This window comes from Variovorax sp. 05T418 (assembly GCF_056396385.1).
This window is the reverse complement of record NZ_JBFTLJ010000004.1, coordinates 131212-146721: the sequence shown is the minus strand read 5'-3', so window position 1 is coordinate 146721 and position 15510 is coordinate 131212. Positions and strand designations below refer to the sequence as shown.

Below are 15510 nucleotides of genomic sequence, written 5' to 3'. Positions count from 1 at the left end.
TATCGAAAGAGAGTCCGTCATGCTCGACGCCAGCACCAAAGCCCAATTGAAGAGTTACCTCGAACGCGCCACGCAGCCGATCGAGATCGTCGCCTCGCTCGACGACAGCAAGGCCTCGGGCGAAATGCTGTCGCTGCTGAAGGACGTCGCCGAAGCGTCGCCGCTGGTCAAGCTGACCGAAAGCCGCGACGACAACCATCGCAAGCCCTCTTTCTCGGTCAACCGCCCGAGCGAGAACCACGGCCCGCGTTTTGCCGGCCTGCCGATGGGCCATGAATTCACCTCGCTGATCCTTGCACTGCTGCAGATCGGCGGCTATCCCCCGAAGGTCGAGCAGGCGGTGCTCGACCAGATCCGCGCGCTCGACGGTGACTTCGAGTTCGAGATCTACGTTTCGCTCACCTGCCACAACTGCCCCGATGTGGTCCAGGCCCTGAACCTGATGGCCATCCAGAACCCGCGCATCCGCACCACCATGATCGAGGGCGGCACCTTCCAGGAAGAGGTCAAGGAACGCCAGGTGATGGCCGTGCCCACCGTGTTCCTGAACGGCACCGAGTTCGGCCAGGGCCGCATGAGCCTGGAAGAGATCCTCGCGAAGATCGACACCAGCGGCGTCGAGCGCGAAGCGAAGAAGATCGCCGCCAAGGACCCGTTCGACGTGCTGATCGTCGGCGGCGGCCCGGCCGGCGCGGCGGCGGCCGTGTATGCGGCGCGCAAGGGCATCCGCACCGGCGTGGCCTCGGAGCGCTTTGGCGGCCAGGTGCTCGACACGCTGGGCATCGAGAACTTCATCTCGATCAAGGAAACCGAAGGACCGAAGTTCGCCCACGCCCTCGAAGAGCATGTGCGCGACTACGACGTTGACATCATGAACCTGCAGCGCGCCAAGGCGCTGGTTCCGGGCAAGGACCTGATCGAGGTGCAACTGGAGAGCGGCGCTTCGCTCAAGAGCAAATCGATCATCATCTCGACCGGCGCGCGCTGGCGCAACATCAACGTGCCGGGCGAGCACGAGTTCAAGAACAAGGGCGTGGCCTACTGCCCGCACTGCGACGGCCCGCTGTTCAAGGGCAAGCGCGTGGCGGTGATCGGCGGCGGCAATTCGGGCGTCGAAGCGGCCATCGACCTGGCCGGCATCGTCGGCCATGTCACGCTGATCGAGTTCGACACGCAGCTGCGCGCCGACGCCGTGCTGCAGCGCAAGCTCAAGAGCCTGAAGAACGTCGACGTGTTCACCAACGCGCAGACCACCGAGATCACCGGCGACCAGAAGGTCAACGGCCTGGTCTACAAGGACCGCGCGACGGGCGAGCTGAAGAAGGTCGAACTCGAAGGCGTGTTCATCCAGATCGGCCTGGTGCCCAACACCGACTGGCTCAAGGGCGTGGTCGAGCTGACAAAGCACGGCGAGATCGTGGTCGACGCCAGGGGCCAGACCTCGGTGCCGGGCGTGTTTGCCGCGGGCGACGTGACGACCGTGCCGTTCAAGCAGATCATCATCGCGGCCGGCGACGGGGCGAAGGCGGCGCTCGGCGCCTTCGATCACCTGATCCGGACCTCGGCCCCGGCCGAGCAGGCGGCTCAGTAGACCAGCCTCTCCGGCTTCAGCTCCTGCAGGATGGTGGTGGCGATCTCCTCGATCGACTTGGTGGTCGTGGAGAGCCACCGGATGCCGGCGCGGCGCATCATGGCCTCGGCTTCGCTCACCTCGTTGCGGCAGTTCTCGAGGCTGGCGTAGCGCGAATCCGGCCGGCGCTCGTTGCGGATCTGGCTCAGGCGCTCGGGCTGGATCGTGAGGCCGAAGATCTTCTTGCGGTGCGGCATCAGCGCCGGCGGCAATTGCTTGCGCTCGAAGTCTTCCGGAATCAGCGGATAGTTGGCCGCCTTCAGGCCGTGCTGCATTGCCAGGTAGAGCGAAGTCGGCGTCTTGCCGCTGCGGCTCACGCCCACCAGGATCACGTCGGCGCCTTCGAGGTCCCGGTTGCTCTGGCCGTCGTCGTGGGCCAGGCTGAAATCGATGGCCGCAATGCGGGCGTCGTATTCCTTGCTCTTGCTGACGTCGCTGAAGCGGCCAATGCGGTGGTTCGACTTCACCGCCAGCTCGATCTCCAGCGGCCGCACGAAGGTGCCGAACATGTCGAGCAGCATGCCCTTGCAGCCGGTTTCGATCACCTCCAGCACTTCCATGTTCGCGAGCGTCGTGAAGACGATGGGGCGCACACCTTCCAGTTCGGCCGTGTGGTTGATCTGCCGCACCGCCTGGTGCGCCTTGTCGACCGTGTCGGTGAACGGCAGCCGCACATGGCGCGGCTTCATCTCGAATTGGGCCAGCACGGCGTTACCGAATGTTTCAGCGGTGATGCCGGTGCCGTCGGAAATGAAGAAAACGGTGCGTGTGTGCATGGTGTTGCTCTTGCGGCCTTGTCCTGCGGCGCGTGCAATCTCGCCACGCCTACAATCCGGGCCATTATCGGGAATCCGCCTTCCCACCCCCAATTCTTTCCATGCACACCGCGCCCGCACCCAAAGCAACGACAACGATCGTGCCGCGCCGTCTGCATGCAGCACCGGTTTCAACTTCTGGAGCTTTCCCATGTCTGCACTTTTCGACGCGACCGCCCTGGTCGTACCGTTTGAAAACCTGAGGATGACCGACGTCGAGTCGGTCGGCGGCAAGAACGCCAGCCTCGGCGAAATGATCTCGCAATTGCCGCAGGGCGTGCGGGTGCCCACGGGCTTCGCGACCACGGCGCATGCGTTCCGCCAGTTCCTTGCCCACGACGGCCTGGCCGACAAGATCAGCAAGCGGCTCGCCGCCCTGGACACCGAAGACGTGCGGGCGCTGGCCGTGGCCGGCGCCGAGATCCGTGCGATGGTCGAGGCCCAGCCCTTTCCGGCCGACCTGCAGAAAGCCATCACCGAGGCGTTCGCGAAGCTGAGCGAAGGCAACCCCGCCGCCTCGTTCGCCGTGCGCTCCTCGGCCACGGCCGAAGACCTGCCCGACGCCTCCTTCGCGGGCCAGCAGGAAACCTTCCTGAACGTGGTCGGCATCGGCGACGTGCTGCACAAGATGAAGGAAGTCTTTGCTTCCCTCTACAACGACCGCGCCATCAGCTACCGCGTGCACAAGGGCTTCGCGCACGACGTGGTGGCGCTCTCGGCGGGCGTGCAGCGCATGGTCCGCTCGGACCTTGGCGCGGCCGGCGTGATGTTCACCATCGACACCGAGTCGGGCTTCGAGGACGTGGTGTTCATCACCTCCAGCTACGGCCTCGGTGAAACGGTGGTGCAGGGCGCCGTGAACCCCGACGAGTTCTACGTTCACAAGCCCACGCTGCGCGCCGGCAAGAAGGCCGTGATCCGCCGCAACCTGGGCTCCAAGCTGATCCAGATGGAGTTCGCGTCGCCCGAGGAGAAAAAGGCCACCGGCAAGCTGGTGAAGACCACCGACGTCAAGACCGAGCAGCGCAACCGCTATTCGCTGAGCGACGCGGACGTCGAGCAGCTCGCCAGGTACGCGCTCGTGATCGAAGAACACTATGGCCGCGCGATGGACATCGAGTGGGGCAAGGACGGCACCGACGGCCAGCTCTACATCCTGCAGGCGCGCCCTGAAACCGTGAAGAGCCAGCAGCAGGGCAAGGCCGAGCAGCGCTACAAGCTGCTGGGCAAGGGGGCGGTGCTCGCCGAAGGCCGTGCCATCGGCCAGAAGATCGGTACCGGCCCCGTGCGGCTCGTGCACAACATCAGCGAAATGGACAAGGTCCAGGCCGGCGACGTGCTCGTCACCGACATGACCGACCCCAACTGGGAGCCGGTGATGAAGCGCGCCGCCGCCATCGTCACCAACCGCGGCGGGCGCACCTGCCACGCGGCCATCATCGCGCGCGAGCTCGGCATTCCGGCCGTGGTCGGCTGCGGCGACGCCACCGACCTGCTGAAGGACGGCACGCTGGTGACCGTGAGCTGCGCCGAGGGCGACACCGGCTTCATCTACGACGGCCTGCTCGAAACCGAGGTGACCGAAGTGCAGCGCGGCGTGATGCCCGAGATCGACATCCAGCTGATGATGAACGTCGGCAACCCGCAGCTGGCCTTCGACTTCGCGCAGCTGCCGAACCACGGCGTGGGCCTGGCCCGCCTCGAGTTCATCATCAACAACAACATCGGCGTGCATCCGAAGGCGATCCTCGACTATCCGAACGTCGACAACGACCTGAAGAAGGCCGTTGAATCCGTGGCCCGCGGCCATGCCTCGCCGCGCGCCTTCTATGTCGACAAGGTGGCCGAAGGCATCGCGACCATCGCTGCGGCCTTCTGGCCCAAGAAGGTGATCGTCCGCCTGTCGGACTTCAAGTCGAACGAATACCGCAAGCTGATCGGCGGCAGCCGCTACGAGCCGGAAGAAGAAAACCCGATGCTCGGCTTCCGCGGCGCCGCGCGCTACCTGAGCAAGGACTTCGGCGAGGCCTTTGCCATGGAGTGCGAGGCACTCAAGCGCGTGCGCAACGACATGGGCCTCGTCAACGTGCAGATCATGGTGCCCTTCGTGCGCACGCTGGGCCAGGCCGAACGCGTCACCACGCTGCTTGGCGAACATGGCCTCAAGCGCGGCGAGAACGAGCTCAAGCTGATCATGATGTGCGAGGTGCCGAGCAACGCCATCCTGCCGGAAGAGTTCCTGAAGTACTTCGACGGCTTCTCGATCGGCTCGAACGACCTGACCCAGCTCACGCTCGGCCTGGACCGCGATTCGGGGCTCGAACTGCTGGCCGCCGACTTCGACGAGCGCGACCCGGCCATCAAGGCGCTGCTGAGCCGCGTCATCAAGGCCTGCAAGGCCGAGGGCAAGTACGTCGGCATCTGCGGCCAGGGCCCCAGCGACCACCCGGACTTCGCGCTCTGGCTGGCGGAGCAGGGCATCGAGTCGATTTCGCTCAATCCGGACAGCGTCATCGACACCTGGCAGCAGCTCGCCAAGCGCTGACAGGGAGGAGGGCGGCGGACCTGCCCGCCGCACGGCAGGCCTGCGGGATTCCCATCGGGAAATTCCCGCTTTGCGGCCTGCCGGAATGAATCACAATGTGTTACTCGTGTCAGACTCGTGACATCCGGCGGCGAGTGGGTTCGCAAGGCGAACCGCTCGTTGCCGCACACGCCGGTATTTCGCGAAAGAAACCATCATGATTCTTGTCAAGACAGAAGCCGGACAGCAGGTTCTCAAGGATCGCTCGGTGCCGCTTTCGCCGCGCCAGCGCACCGCGTTCATCCTGTTCGACGGCAAGCGCTCGGTCGACGAGGTGCTTGCCTCCGGAACGGGCATCGGGCGAGAAGAAATCGACCAGATGGTCGAATTGGGGCTGCTCGGACCCGCGGCGGCAAGCAAGCCGGCTGCGCCGGCGCCAGCCAGGGCGCCCGTGTCCGAGGCGCCTGCTGCACCGGCAGCCGCAAGCAAGGCGCCGGCGGCGCCAAAACCGGCCGAACCTGCGCCACCCTCCGGGCGCAGCAGGCAGCAGCGCTACAAGGATGCCTATCCCATTGCCACCCAATTGACCGGCTCGCTCGGCCTGATGGGCTTCAGGCTCAACCTGCAGGTCGAAGGCACCACCAGCTACGAAGACCTGGTCGCCCTGGCGCCCAAGATCCGCGCCGCAGTGGGCGCGGAAAAGGCCGCGGCGCTGGACAGGGCCCTGAAAGACTGACGCTGGGCACGCGTGGCCGCAAGCAGTGCTACAATAGCCGGCTTTGCCTTGCCACACTGCGCCCGACGCTGCAGGTGGCTTTTCCTCTTCCACGGAAGAATCCACAAGGAGTGCCATGCGTCACTACGAAATCATTTTGCTGATCCACCCGGATCAGAGCGAACAAGTTCCGGCCATGCTGGAGCGCTACAAGGGCCTCATCACGGCCGGCGGCGGCAAGGTCCACCGCGTTGAAGACTGGGGCCGCCGCCAGCTGGCCTACCAGATCAACAAGCTCAGCAAGGCGCACTACCTGTGCGTCAACATCGAAGCCGAGCAAACCGTGATGGGCGAACTGGAACACGCGTTCAAGTTCAACGATGCCGTGCTGCGCCACCTCACCGTCCAGAAGAAGAAGGCCGAAACCGGTCCTTCGTCGATGATGAAGACGGTCGAGCGCGAAGAAGCCCGCAAGGCTCAGCAGGCCGAATACGCCGCCAACAACAGCTGATGGCGTGACCGCTGCCGCTGCTGCGGCAACCGGTGTCAATCAGCTGGTGCTGACCGCCTCGGTTGCCGAACTCGGAGCCTTGCGATACACGCCGGCCGGCCTTCCCGCCATCGATCTGAAGCTCGAACACGAGTCGACGCTCCAGGAGGCAGGAAAAGCCAGGCAGGTGAAAACGGCCCTCAGGGCCGTTGCCTTCGGCGCCATCGCCGAACGGCTCGCAACGCAGTCGATGGGAAGTCTCTGGCGTTTTCAGGGTTTCCTCGCGACACCGGGCAATGGCAAGCATCCGGTCCTGCACATCCAGGATTTTCAGCAAGATTAATTTTCGACAAGAGGTCCCCAAATGGCCACGTTCAAGAAATTCAACAAAGACAAGCGCCCGAAGCGCAACACCCAGTCGCTGCTGTTCAAGCGCAAGCGCTTCTGCCGCTTCACCGTCGCTGGCGTCGAGGAAATCGACTACAAGGACATCGACACGCTGCGTGACTTCATCAGCGAAAACGGCAAGATCATCCCCGCCCGCCTGACCGGCACGCGCGCGATCTACCAGCGCCAGCTGAACACCGCCATCAAGCGCGCGCGCTTCCTGGCCATGGTGCCGTACAGCGACCAGCACCGCGTCTAAGAAGGAGCACACACCATGCAAATCATTCTTCTGGACAAGGTTCTGAACGTCGGCGGCCTCGGCGACATCGTCAAGGTCAAGGACGGCTATGCACGCAACTTCCTGATCCCGACGGGCCGCGCCCGCCGCGCCACCGCTGCCAACAAGGCCGAATTCGAAGCCAAGCGCGTCGAACTCGAAAAGGCTGCGGCCGCCAAGCTGGCCGAGTCGCAAGCCCAGGGCGAGAAGCTCGGCGGCACGACCGTCAAGCTGACCCAAAAGGCCGGCGTCGATGGCCGCCTGTTCGGCTCGGTCACCAACGGCGACATCGCCGAAGAACTGGGCAAGCAAGGCTACAAGGTTGCCAAGTCGCAAGTGCGCCTGCCCAACGGCCCGATCAAGGTCGTCGGCGACAGCACCGTGAGCGTTGCGCTGCACACCGACGTGGTGGTCGACATCACCGTCACGGTCTACGGCGAAACCGCCTGATCGTCCACAGCGCCTTGTGCGCTGCCGCAAAAGCCGCCTCCGGGCGGCTTTTGTCTTTCTGCGCACCGGTTTTCCAGCGCGATGCACCGAAAGATCACTGTTTATTCACAACGTTGTCCACACACGCCAGTGCGTGCGCGGCTTAGCATGCAGGGTTGCAAGGGAAGTCCATGTCCGCCGTTTTTTCCTATGCCGACAATGACCCGTCGGCCGATCGTCAAGTTGCCCAGCTTCGCATTCCGCCTCATTCGATCGAGGCCGAGTCGAGCGTGCTCGGTGGCCTGCTGCTCGACAACGGTGCCTGGGACCGCATGGGCGACCTGCTGGTGGATGGCGACTTCTACCGCCACGAACACAAGCTGATCTATGCCGCGATCGGCGGATTGATCAACGCCAGCAAGCCGGCCGACGTCATCACGGTCTACGAGCAGCTGCAGGGCCTGGGCAAGGCCGATGAAATCGGCGGCCTGGTCTACCTCAATTCGCTCGCGCAGTATGTGCCGAGCGCGAGCAACATCCGCCGCTACGCGGAGATCGTGCGCGAACGCTCGATCCTGCGGAAACTCGTCTCCGCAAGCGACGAGATCGCGACCAACGCCTTCAACACGCAGGGCAAGTCGGTCGACAAGATCCTGGACGAGGCCGAGCAGAAGATCTTCAACATCGGTGAAGAAGGCACGCGGATGAAGCAGGGCTTCCAGAGCATGGATGCCCTGGTGGTCGAACTGCTCGACCGCGTGACCGAGATGGCGGAGAACCCGAACGACATCACGGGCGTGCGCACCGGCTTCTACGAGTTCGACAAGATGACCTCGGGCCTGCAGCCGGGCGACATGATCGTGCTGGCCGCGCGTCCTTCGATGGGCAAGACCTCGCTGGCCATCAACATCGCCGAGCACGTGGCGCTCAACGAAGGGCTGCCAGTGGCGGTCTTCTCGATGGAAATGGGTGCGTCGCAGCTGGCGGTGCGCATCGTGGGTTCGATCGGGCGCATCGACCAGGGACACCTGCGCACCGGCAAGCTCAGCGACGAAGAATGGCCGCGCCTCACGGAAGCGATCGAGAAGCTGCGCAACGTGTCGCTGCACATCGACGAGACCCCTGGCCTGACCACCAGCGAGCTGCGTGCCAACGCGCGCCGCCTGGCGCGCCAGTACGGGCGCCTCGGCCTGATCGTGGTCGACTACCTCCAGCTCATGAGCGTGTCGACCAGCATGAACGACGAGAACCGCGCCACGGCCGTGGGCGAAATCTCGCGTGGCCTGAAGATGCTCGCCAAGGAGCTCAAGTGCCCGGTGATCGCGCTGTCGCAGTTGAGCCGCGGCGTCGAAAGCCGCACCGACAAGCGTCCCATGATGAGCGACCTGCGCGAATCCGGCGCCATCGAGCAGGACGCGGACATCATCATGTTCATCTACCGCGACGACTACTACGACAAGAACAGCAAGGAGCCGGGCGTGGCCGAGGTGATCATCAGCAAGCACCGCAACGGGCCCACGGGCACCGTCAAGCTGACCTTCCTCAAGCCGCTCACCAAGTTCGAGAACCTGGCCAGCTACGGCAGCAGCGACGACTACTGACCCTGCCTCATCTTCATTTCTACTGCTGCGGCAGCTTCGCTTCGGCCGCCCGCGCCTTCACTTGGCGCAGCATGTCGGCCAGCGTCTTGCCTGCTTCGTCGCGAAAGCGTTCGGGCAGCACGTCGACCGCGTCCATGCGGTCGATGCGAAAACCACGGAAGTCGTTGCGCAGCTCGCACCAGGTCGAGAGCGTCCAGACCTTGCCCCAGTAGAAGCAGCCGAGCGGACGCACGATGCGGTCACTGGCATCGCCCGACACGTCGCGATAGTGAAGGCGCAGTTTCTGGCGCGCCTGCACGGCTTCGCGCAGGGTCTGCAGCCGCGTGCGCAGGGCGTCGCCCAGGCCCAGTGCAGGCGCGTAGAGCGCCAGCGCCTCGGCCGAGACGCGCGCCGCCGGCGGCAGCACCGAGAGGATCTTGCCGAGCCCGGTCTCGATGTCGCGCGCGAGCGCCGGATCGACCCAGCTCTGTGCCAGGCGTGCCGCGGCCACGAGCGCCGAAGCCTCGTCCTGCGTGAACATCAGCGGCGGGAGTTCGAAGCCCGCACCCAGCCTGTAGCCCACGCCGGCCTCGCCCTCGATGGGGACGCCCTGGTGCTGCAGGTCGGCCACGTCGCGGTAGACAGTCCGCTCCGACACCTCGAGGCGCTGCGCCAGGAAGGCCGCCGTGGTGAGCCGGCGCCCGCGGATGATCTGCACCAGCTGGAACAGGCGGTCGGCACGCCGCATCAGCAGGCTCCCCGGGATGGTCCGGCAAGCGCCTCGCGCCGGCCCTGGCGTGTGTTCATGAAACTCCAATGTGGATCGCCACCTTGTCCGGCCCCTCGTAGGCTTCGAAATCGCTGCGGTAGCGGCGCACGATTTCCGGGTTTGCTTCGAAATACTGCCAGATGCGCTGCCAGGCGGCGATCACCATCTGCGGCATCTCGCCCTGGCCCGTGAAGACGAGATAGTTGCCGGCGTCGATGGCCACGCTGCCCGCTGCGTCCGCGACGGCCACGCCCACGGTCAGGTCGAAGGCGCCGTGCGCGTCGGATTCGTAGCCGGAGTAGACGCCGTAGATGCGGGCATCGCTGGTGCGGCCGGGCGTCGACCGGTACGTCTCTTCGCCGAAGAAGCGATTCCACAGCGCGCCGATGCGGGCGGTTGCGGGGTCGTCCTCTTCGCGGTTGGTGGTGCGGACCGTGAGGCCTGCGACCCGGAAGGCGTGGTGGTACCGGCGGATGGGTTCCATCGGGGGATTCTTCTGCATGGATGGTCGATCTTCGGATTGTGGCGCTCAGAGCGCGAGCGCCTTCAGGTCGGCTTTCATGGCGCGTGCGATCAGCGCCATGTCGGCGTCGGAGACATCGAACAGCCCGAAGCGGAATTTGTAGCCCCACTGCTTCGGGTTTTCGATGAAGGCCAGCTGTTCCAGCAAGGGCGCGATCGGCGCTTCGCGGGAGGCCGCGTAGGCCACGTCGAGCCGGCACGGAACAAAGCCGTTGCCCATGTCCGCCTCATACGGCGCGCCCGGCTGCACGATGCCGATCGAGACGAAGCTCTGCAGCTTGTCGGTGCCACCGAAGACCGTGGCCGGCGCGTAGTAGGCGACGCGGTCGCCCGCCGCAACCCGCTTGAGCGGGCCGAGCTTGCCGTGGCCGACCTGCATGAAGCCGAGCGGCTGGTGGTCGCGGCCCCGCCGGGCGTGCTCGGCGCTGGCAACGGCGATCCAGTTGCGCTGTGCCATGGTGCGACTCAGGCGAGGGCGTGGAGGCCGACTTCGTTGCCTTCGGTGTCGCGCAGATGGGCGATGAAGCCCATGCCCGGCGGCAGCGCGGACTTGGGCGCGACGATCTGGCCGCCCGCTGCCTCGACGCGCGCCAGCACGGCATCGATGCTCGGCATGCAGTCCAGGTAGATGCGGATGCCGCTGCCCGCGCGTGCGCTGGCGTTCGCGCCGGCCTGCAGGGCGCCGCCGGTGGCGGGCTTGTCGTAGGGGAACACGGCGAGCGTCTGGTCGCCGAAGTCTTCGCGGCGCAGCTTGCGGCCGAGCACGGTTTCGTAGAAGGCCTGGGCGCGGTCGATGTCGGTGACGGGAATCTCGAACCAGCTGATGGCGTTTGGCATGGAGGACTCGCTTTCGTTGCGTTGTTGAAGGAGCCCTGATGGTGCGGGCCGCCTCCTGACAGCGTGTTGTCAGGAGCCTGTCACCGCGGACGAAAAAAAGCCCGCGCCGCTCCGGGGAGCGTTGCGGGCCTTTGGACGGCCGTGGACCGGCGGCGCTTAGAGCACGTCGCTCGCGAAGTCGGCCAGCCGCGAGCGCTCGCCGCGTGCCAGCGTGATGTGCCCGCCGTGCGGCCAGCCCTTGAACTTGTCGACCGCGAAGGTGAGGCCCGAGGAGCCTTCCGTCAGGTAGGGCGTATCGATCTGCGCAAGGTTGCCCATGCAGATGATCTTGGTGCCCGGACCGGCGCGGGTGATCAGCGTCTTCATCTGCTTGGGCGTCAGGTTCTGCGCCTCGTCGATGATCACGTACTTGTTCAGGAAGGTGCGCCCGCGCATGAAGTTCATGCTCTTGACCTTGATGCGGCTTCGGATCAGCTCGTTGGTGGCCGCGCGGCCCCATTCGCCGGCGCCGCCGCCGTCGCCCTTGGCAAGGAACTCGAGGTTGTCGTCGAGCGCGCCCATCCACGGGCCCATCTTTTCTTCCTCCGTGCCGGGCAGGAAGCCGATGTCCTCGCCCACGCTCACCGTGGCGCGGGTCATGATGATCTCGGTGTAGCGCCGGTCGTCGAGCACCTGCGTGAGGCCCGAGGCGAGCGCCATCAGCGTCTTGCCGGTGCCGGCGGTGCCGGTGAGCGTGACGAAGTCGACTTCCGGATCCATGAGCAGGTTCATCGCGAAGTTCTGCTCGCGGTTGCGGGTGTTCACGCCCCAGACCGCGTTCTTGCCCGAGCTGTAGTCCTTGAGGGTCTTGAACACCGCGGTCTTGTCGCGGATCTCGGTGACGCGCGCGTACATGCTCGGCTCGCCCGGGGCCTCGAAGTAGACGAACTGGTTGATGTACAGGTTGGGCACCAGGGGTCCGCTGACCCGGTAGAAGGTGTTGCTGCCGCTTTGCCAGCTTTCGACCGTCTTGCTCTGGCGCGTCCAGAAGTCGGCCGGCAGCGCGAGCGAGCCCGCGTAGAGCAGGTCGCCGTCTTCCAGCGTCTTGTCGTTCTGGTAGTCGTCGGCGGCCAGGCCCAGGGCGCGCGCCTTGACGCGCATGTTGATGTCTTTGGACACCAGCACCACTTCCTGCTTCGGACGGCCGGGCTGGTCGTTGGCGTAGAGGTCGCGCAAGGCCTGCACCACGCCGAGGATCTGGTTGTCGGCCTTGCCCTGGGGCAGGCTGATCGGCAGCGAGTAGTCGAGCGGCGCGGTCTGGAAGAACAGCTTGCCGCCGGCCTCGCGATGGCCGGTGGTGTCGAGCTTCAGGCCCTTGGCGATGTCGGCGTCCTGGGCGGCCGCCAGCGCATCGAGCGTGCGGCTGGTCTGGCGGCCGTTGCGGGCGACTTCGGTAGTGCCCTTCTTGTGGCCGTCCAGTTCCTCCAGCACGATCATCGGCAGGAAGATGTCGTGCTCCTCGAAGCGGAACAGGCACATCGGGTCGTGCAGCAGCACGTTGGTGTCGAGCACGAAGAGCTTGGCCGGGCCGTTGGATTTGCTGCGCTTGGGCCGCGCCGGGGCCTGCGTTGCCGCGATCTGCTGCTGCTGTGGCGCGGGTGCATGCACGGCGGGCGCCGGCGCCTCGGGCTCCCGGCGCGCGGTGGGCTGCTGCCGCTGGCCGCGGGAAGGCGCGGGTTTGGCTTTCGCGCGGATCGGCGGCGCGGCCTCGCTGCTGCCGCCTACCGCGTCGGCGGCGTGTCGGTCGAACAATTCCAGCGGCTGGGAAGAGCCGCTCGACGACGCCGAATCGGTACGCGATTCGCCCGAGCGGCGCGATCCCCTGTGCGAGGAGCGGGCGGGTGCATCGTGCGCATCCGGCGAGAGCAATGCGGCGCGTTTCGTGGGGGCGGGAGGCAATGGCATGTGTCAGTTCGCTCGCAGGAAGTGGAAACCAGAAAACGAAAAAGCCGCCTGTAGACCAAGGCGGCTTTGTTCGGGGGATGCGGTCGTGGAGCTCAACGGCATGAGGCCATTATGCACACCGGCGGTGACGCGTCTCGCGCTCTTTGCAAAGTCCGTTGGGCATTTCCCACGGCCGGATGCAAAAGCGCACAGACGGCGCTTCTTGTAACGCTCAGGCGGCCTTCTTGAGGGCCTTGACGGCCTTGAGCACGTCGTCGACATGGCCCGGGACCTTGAGGCCGCGCCATTCGGCCTTGAGGATGCCGTCCGCGCCGATCAGGAAGGTGCTGCGCTCGATGCCCTTGACCTTCTTGCCGTACATGATCTTGTTTTTGACCACGCCGAACATGTGGCACATTTTTTCTTCGGTATCGGCGATGAGTTCGAACGGGAGTTCGAGCTTGGCCTTGAACTCGTCGTGCGACTTCATGTTGTCGCGGGACACGCCGAACACCGTGGCGCCGGCCTTTTCGAAGTCCTTGTAGCGGTCGCGAAACTGCATGGCTTCGGTCGTGCAACCCGGAGTGTTATCTTTCGGGTAAAAATACATGACCAGCACGTGGCCGAGGTGAGAGGTATTCGAGACTTTCAGTCCGCCCGTGGCGTTGGCGTCGAATTCAGGAATGGGTTTGTTGACAACGATCGCCATGAAACTTGTTTTCTCCGTTGGTTTCCATTGATCGGGCGCTTTGCAGCACACTCGACGAATGGAGGATTGGTCGTTGCTAACTGGAGCAGCAGGCCTGTTCGCAACCCGGTATTTTACCCCGAAAAGCCTTCTCTCACCGCTCGGGCGGTTCCACGAGGAGGGCGGCGATCACGTGGCGGCCTTCGCCGGCCAGGATGTTGTAGGTGCGGCAGGCGGCGGGGGTGTCCATGGTCTCCACGCCGGTGCGCCTGGCCATCAGGGGCTGGAGCCAGGCAGGCTGCGGGAAGCGGATGCGTGACCCGCTTCCGAAAATGACCAATTCCGCGCCCAGCGACGCAAGCTGGGCGAAATGCTCGGGCCCGAGCTGGTCGAAACGGGAGCAGTTCCATTCGAAGCGCTCGCCGCGGGAGCCCACCACCACGCTGCCCTCGACCTTTTCGTTGTTGATTGCGACCCACCCGGGGCCGTGCGCGGTAAGGGACTGGGCGTCGGATTTGTCGGGCTGGAGCTTCATCGGGGCACTGGGAACTGTGGTCAAATTATAGGTTTTCCCAGTGACACGAGGCCCTTCAGGGCCTTTCGACCTCGAGTAAGTAACCCGCGCCCGGGAGGGCCCTTTGAAGCAGTTCAAGAAATCGGCCAAGCTGGCCAACGTGCTCTACGACATCCGCGGCCCCATCATGGACGCCGCGAAGCAGATGGAGGAAGAGGGCCAGAAGATCATCAGGCTCAACATCGGCAACCTGGCCGTGTTCGGCTTCGATGCGCCGGAAGAGGTCCAGCAGGACATGATCCGCAACCTGCCGGGGTCGGCCGGCTATTCGGACAGCAAGGGCATCTTCGCGGCGCGCAAGGCCGTGATGCACGAAACCCAGAAGCAGGGTGTTGCGGGCGTCACGCTCGAGGACATCTACCTGGGCAACGGCGCGAGCGAGCTGATCGCCATGGCCACCAACGCGCTGCTGAACGACGGCGACGAAATGCTGCTTCCGGCCCCTGACTATCCGCTGTGGACGGCCGCCTCGAGCCTCTCGGGCGGCAAGCCGGTGCACTACCTCTGCGACGAAGCCAACGGCTGGATGCCCGATCTGGACGACATCCGCGCCAAGATCACGCCCCGCACCAAGGGCATCGTGGTCATCAACCCCAACAACCCGACCGGTGCGCTGTATTCCGACGAACTGCTCAAGAGCATCGTCGACATTGCGCGCGAGCACCACCTGGTGATCTTCGCCGACGAGGTCTACGACAAGGTGCTGTACGACGGCGTGCGGCACACCGCGATCGCAAGCCTGTCGACCGACGTGCTCACGCTGACCTTCAACTCGCTGTCCAAGAGCTACCGCTCGTGCGGCTACCGCGCGGGCTGGATGGTGGTTTCGGGCGACAAGGCGCGGGCGCAGGACTACATCGAGGGCCTGAACATGCTCTCGAACATGCGCCTGTGCGCCAACGTGCCGGGGCAGTGGGCCATCCAGACCGCACTCGGCGGCTACCAGAGCATCAACGACCTGGTCGGCGACGGCGGCCGCCTGCGGCGCCAGCGTGACCTGGCCTACGAGCTCATCACGGCCATTCCGGGCGTGAGCTGCGTCAAGCCGAGCGCCGCGCTCTACATGTTCCCCAAGCTCGATCCCAAGGTCTACCCGATCACCGACGACCGCCAGTTCTTCCTCCAACTGCTGAGGGAGACCAAGGTGATGCTGGTGCAGGGCACGGGCTTCAACTGGGCCACGCCGGACCACTTCCGCATCGTGTTCCTGCCCCACGAGGACGACCTGCGCGAAGCGATCAACCGCATTGCCAGGTTCCTGGAGCTGTACCGCCTGCGCAGCAAGACGGATTGACGGCGCGCCCGCTCGCCGCGCGGTTGGCCGCGGCGGCCGGCGGTGCCTCCCTCACC

General features: G+C 65.2%; 17 protein-coding genes. 9 read left to right on the top strand and 8 right to left on the bottom strand.

The window, feature by feature from the left end; genetic code table 11:
* The first annotated feature begins 19 nt into the window (after nucleotides 1-19).
* Nucleotides 20-1591, top strand: coding sequence for an alkyl hydroperoxide reductase subunit F (gene ahpF, locus AC1DMS_RS09165; RefSeq protein ID WP_012746954.1), 1572 nt, complete (start codon nucleotides 20-22; stop codon nucleotides 1589-1591).
* Here ahpF and ppsR read toward each other — a convergent pair.
* Complete coding sequence (gene ppsR, locus AC1DMS_RS09160) at nucleotides 1585-2406, bottom strand: posphoenolpyruvate synthetase regulatory kinase/phosphorylase PpsR (protein ID WP_012746955.1); 822 nt, start codon at nucleotides 2404-2406, stop codon at nucleotides 1585-1587. The genes ahpF and ppsR overlap by 7 nt on opposite strands.
* 190 nt (nucleotides 2407-2596) lie before the next feature.
* On the opposite strand from ppsR, the gene ppsA reads away from it, so the two are divergent.
* From ppsA to dnaB, 7 genes are all read left to right on the top strand, one after another.
* Nucleotides 2597-4990: a phosphoenolpyruvate synthase gene (gene ppsA / locus AC1DMS_RS09155; RefSeq protein WP_478180897.1), complete on the top strand. Its 2394-nt coding sequence runs from the start codon at nucleotides 2597-2599 to the stop codon at nucleotides 4988-4990.
* A 196-nt stretch (nucleotides 4991-5186) separates the two neighbouring features.
* Nucleotides 5187-5705: a hypothetical protein gene (locus AC1DMS_RS09150; RefSeq protein ID WP_478180896.1), complete on the top strand. Its 519-nt coding sequence runs from the start codon at nucleotides 5187-5189 to the stop codon at nucleotides 5703-5705.
* A gap of 115 nt (nucleotides 5706-5820) precedes the next feature.
* Nucleotides 5821-6195, top strand: a complete 375-nt coding sequence (gene rpsF, locus AC1DMS_RS09145; protein ID WP_012746958.1) for a 30S ribosomal protein S6 — start codon at nucleotides 5821-5823, stop codon at nucleotides 6193-6195.
* A 4-nt stretch (nucleotides 6196-6199) separates the two neighbouring features.
* The gene (priB, locus tag AC1DMS_RS09140; RefSeq protein ID WP_230537706.1) at nucleotides 6200-6517 is read left to right on the top strand and encodes a primosomal replication protein N; all 318 of its coding nucleotides are present in this window, start codon (nucleotides 6200-6202) and stop codon (nucleotides 6515-6517) included.
* Between the two features lie 21 nt (nucleotides 6518-6538).
* Complete coding sequence (gene rpsR / locus AC1DMS_RS09135) at nucleotides 6539-6820, top strand: 30S ribosomal protein S18 (RefSeq protein ID WP_007830781.1); 282 nt, start codon at nucleotides 6539-6541, stop codon at nucleotides 6818-6820.
* A gap of 15 nt (nucleotides 6821-6835) precedes the next feature.
* Entirely contained in the window at nucleotides 6836-7288 is a 453-nt protein-coding gene (gene rplI / locus AC1DMS_RS09130; RefSeq protein ID WP_007830783.1) for a 50S ribosomal protein L9, read from the top strand.
* 170 nt (nucleotides 7289-7458) lie between these two features.
* On the top strand, nucleotides 7459-8868 hold the full coding sequence (dnaB, locus tag AC1DMS_RS09125) for a replicative DNA helicase (RefSeq protein WP_018903000.1): 1410 nt from the start codon (nucleotides 7459-7461) through the stop codon (nucleotides 8866-8868).
* A 19-nt stretch (nucleotides 8869-8887) separates the two neighbouring features.
* Here dnaB and AC1DMS_RS09120 read toward each other — a convergent pair whose 3' ends face one another.
* From AC1DMS_RS09120 to AC1DMS_RS09090, 7 genes are all read right to left on the bottom strand, one after another.
* Entirely contained in the window at nucleotides 8888-9595 is a 708-nt protein-coding gene (locus AC1DMS_RS09120) for a helix-turn-helix transcriptional regulator (RefSeq protein ID WP_478180895.1), read from the bottom strand.
* A gap of 55 nt (nucleotides 9596-9650) precedes the next feature.
* Complete coding sequence (locus AC1DMS_RS09115) at nucleotides 9651-10118, bottom strand: GyrI-like domain-containing protein (RefSeq protein ID WP_478180894.1); 468 nt, start codon at nucleotides 10116-10118, stop codon at nucleotides 9651-9653.
* A gap of 27 nt (nucleotides 10119-10145) precedes the next feature.
* Nucleotides 10146-10595: an EVE domain-containing protein gene (locus AC1DMS_RS09110; protein WP_412510646.1), complete on the bottom strand. Its 450-nt coding sequence runs from the start codon at nucleotides 10593-10595 to the stop codon at nucleotides 10146-10148.
* A gap of 8 nt (nucleotides 10596-10603) precedes the next feature.
* The gene (locus tag AC1DMS_RS09105) at nucleotides 10604-10975 is read right to left on the bottom strand and encodes a VOC family protein (protein ID WP_478180893.1); all 372 of its coding nucleotides are present in this window, start codon (nucleotides 10973-10975) and stop codon (nucleotides 10604-10606) included.
* Between the two features lie 156 nt (nucleotides 10976-11131).
* Nucleotides 11132-12919 (bottom strand): PhoH family protein, encoded by a 1788-nt coding sequence (locus AC1DMS_RS09100; protein ID WP_412510648.1) that lies wholly within the window; start codon nucleotides 12917-12919, stop codon nucleotides 11132-11134.
* A 211-nt stretch (nucleotides 12920-13130) separates the two neighbouring features.
* Entirely contained in the window at nucleotides 13131-13607 is a 477-nt protein-coding gene (locus AC1DMS_RS09095) for a peroxiredoxin (RefSeq protein ID WP_007830801.1), read from the bottom strand.
* A 133-nt stretch (nucleotides 13608-13740) separates the two neighbouring features.
* Entirely contained in the window at nucleotides 13741-14121 is a 381-nt protein-coding gene (locus tag AC1DMS_RS09090; protein WP_012746966.1) for an Mth938-like domain-containing protein, read from the bottom strand.
* A gap of 103 nt (nucleotides 14122-14224) precedes the next feature.
* Here AC1DMS_RS09090 and AC1DMS_RS09085 point away from each other — a divergent pair, with 103 nt between their 5' ends.
* Nucleotides 14225-15454 carry a pyridoxal phosphate-dependent aminotransferase gene (locus AC1DMS_RS09085; protein ID WP_012746967.1) on the top strand — a complete coding sequence of 410 codons (1230 nt, stop codon included), beginning with the start codon at nucleotides 14225-14227 and terminating at the stop codon, nucleotides 15452-15454.
* Nucleotides 15455-15510: the final 56 nt, after the last annotated feature.

Coding starts and splice junctions, on each gene's coding strand:
- AC1DMS_RS09150 (WP_478180896.1), top strand. CDS start 5,187: ATGATTCTTGTCAAGACAGAAGCCGGACAGCAGGTTCTCAAGGATCGC.
- AC1DMS_RS09095 (WP_007830801.1), bottom strand. CDS start 13,607: ATGGCGATCGTTGTCAACAAACCCATTCCTGAATTCGACGCCAACGCC.
- AC1DMS_RS09105 (WP_478180893.1), bottom strand. CDS start 10,975: ATGCCAAACGCCATCAGCTGGTTCGAGATTCCCGTCACCGACATCGAC.
- ppsR (WP_012746955.1), bottom strand. CDS start 2,406: ATGCACACACGCACCGTTTTCTTCATTTCCGACGGCACCGGCATCACC.
- AC1DMS_RS09090 (WP_012746966.1), bottom strand. CDS start 14,121: ATGAAGCTCCAGCCCGACAAATCCGACGCCCAGTCCCTTACCGCGCAC.
- ahpF (WP_012746954.1), top strand. CDS start 20: ATGCTCGACGCCAGCACCAAAGCCCAATTGAAGAGTTACCTCGAACGC.
- AC1DMS_RS09115 (WP_478180894.1), bottom strand. CDS start 10,118: ATGCAGAAGAATCCCCCGATGGAACCCATCCGCCGGTACCACCACGCC.
- ppsA (WP_478180897.1), top strand. CDS start 2,597: ATGTCTGCACTTTTCGACGCGACCGCCCTGGTCGTACCGTTTGAAAAC.
- AC1DMS_RS09110 (WP_412510646.1), bottom strand. CDS start 10,595: ATGGCACAGCGCAACTGGATCGCCGTTGCCAGCGCCGAGCACGCCCGG.
- AC1DMS_RS09120 (WP_478180895.1), bottom strand. CDS start 9,595: ATGCGGCGTGCCGACCGCCTGTTCCAGCTGGTGCAGATCATCCGCGGG.
- dnaB (WP_018903000.1), top strand. CDS start 7,459: ATGTCCGCCGTTTTTTCCTATGCCGACAATGACCCGTCGGCCGATCGT.
- rplI (WP_007830783.1), top strand. CDS start 6,836: ATGCAAATCATTCTTCTGGACAAGGTTCTGAACGTCGGCGGCCTCGGC.
- AC1DMS_RS09100 (WP_412510648.1), bottom strand. CDS start 12,919: ATGCCATTGCCTCCCGCCCCCACGAAACGCGCCGCATTGCTCTCGCCG.
- rpsR (WP_007830781.1), top strand. CDS start 6,539: ATGGCCACGTTCAAGAAATTCAACAAAGACAAGCGCCCGAAGCGCAAC.
- rpsF (WP_012746958.1), top strand. CDS start 5,821: ATGCGTCACTACGAAATCATTTTGCTGATCCACCCGGATCAGAGCGAA.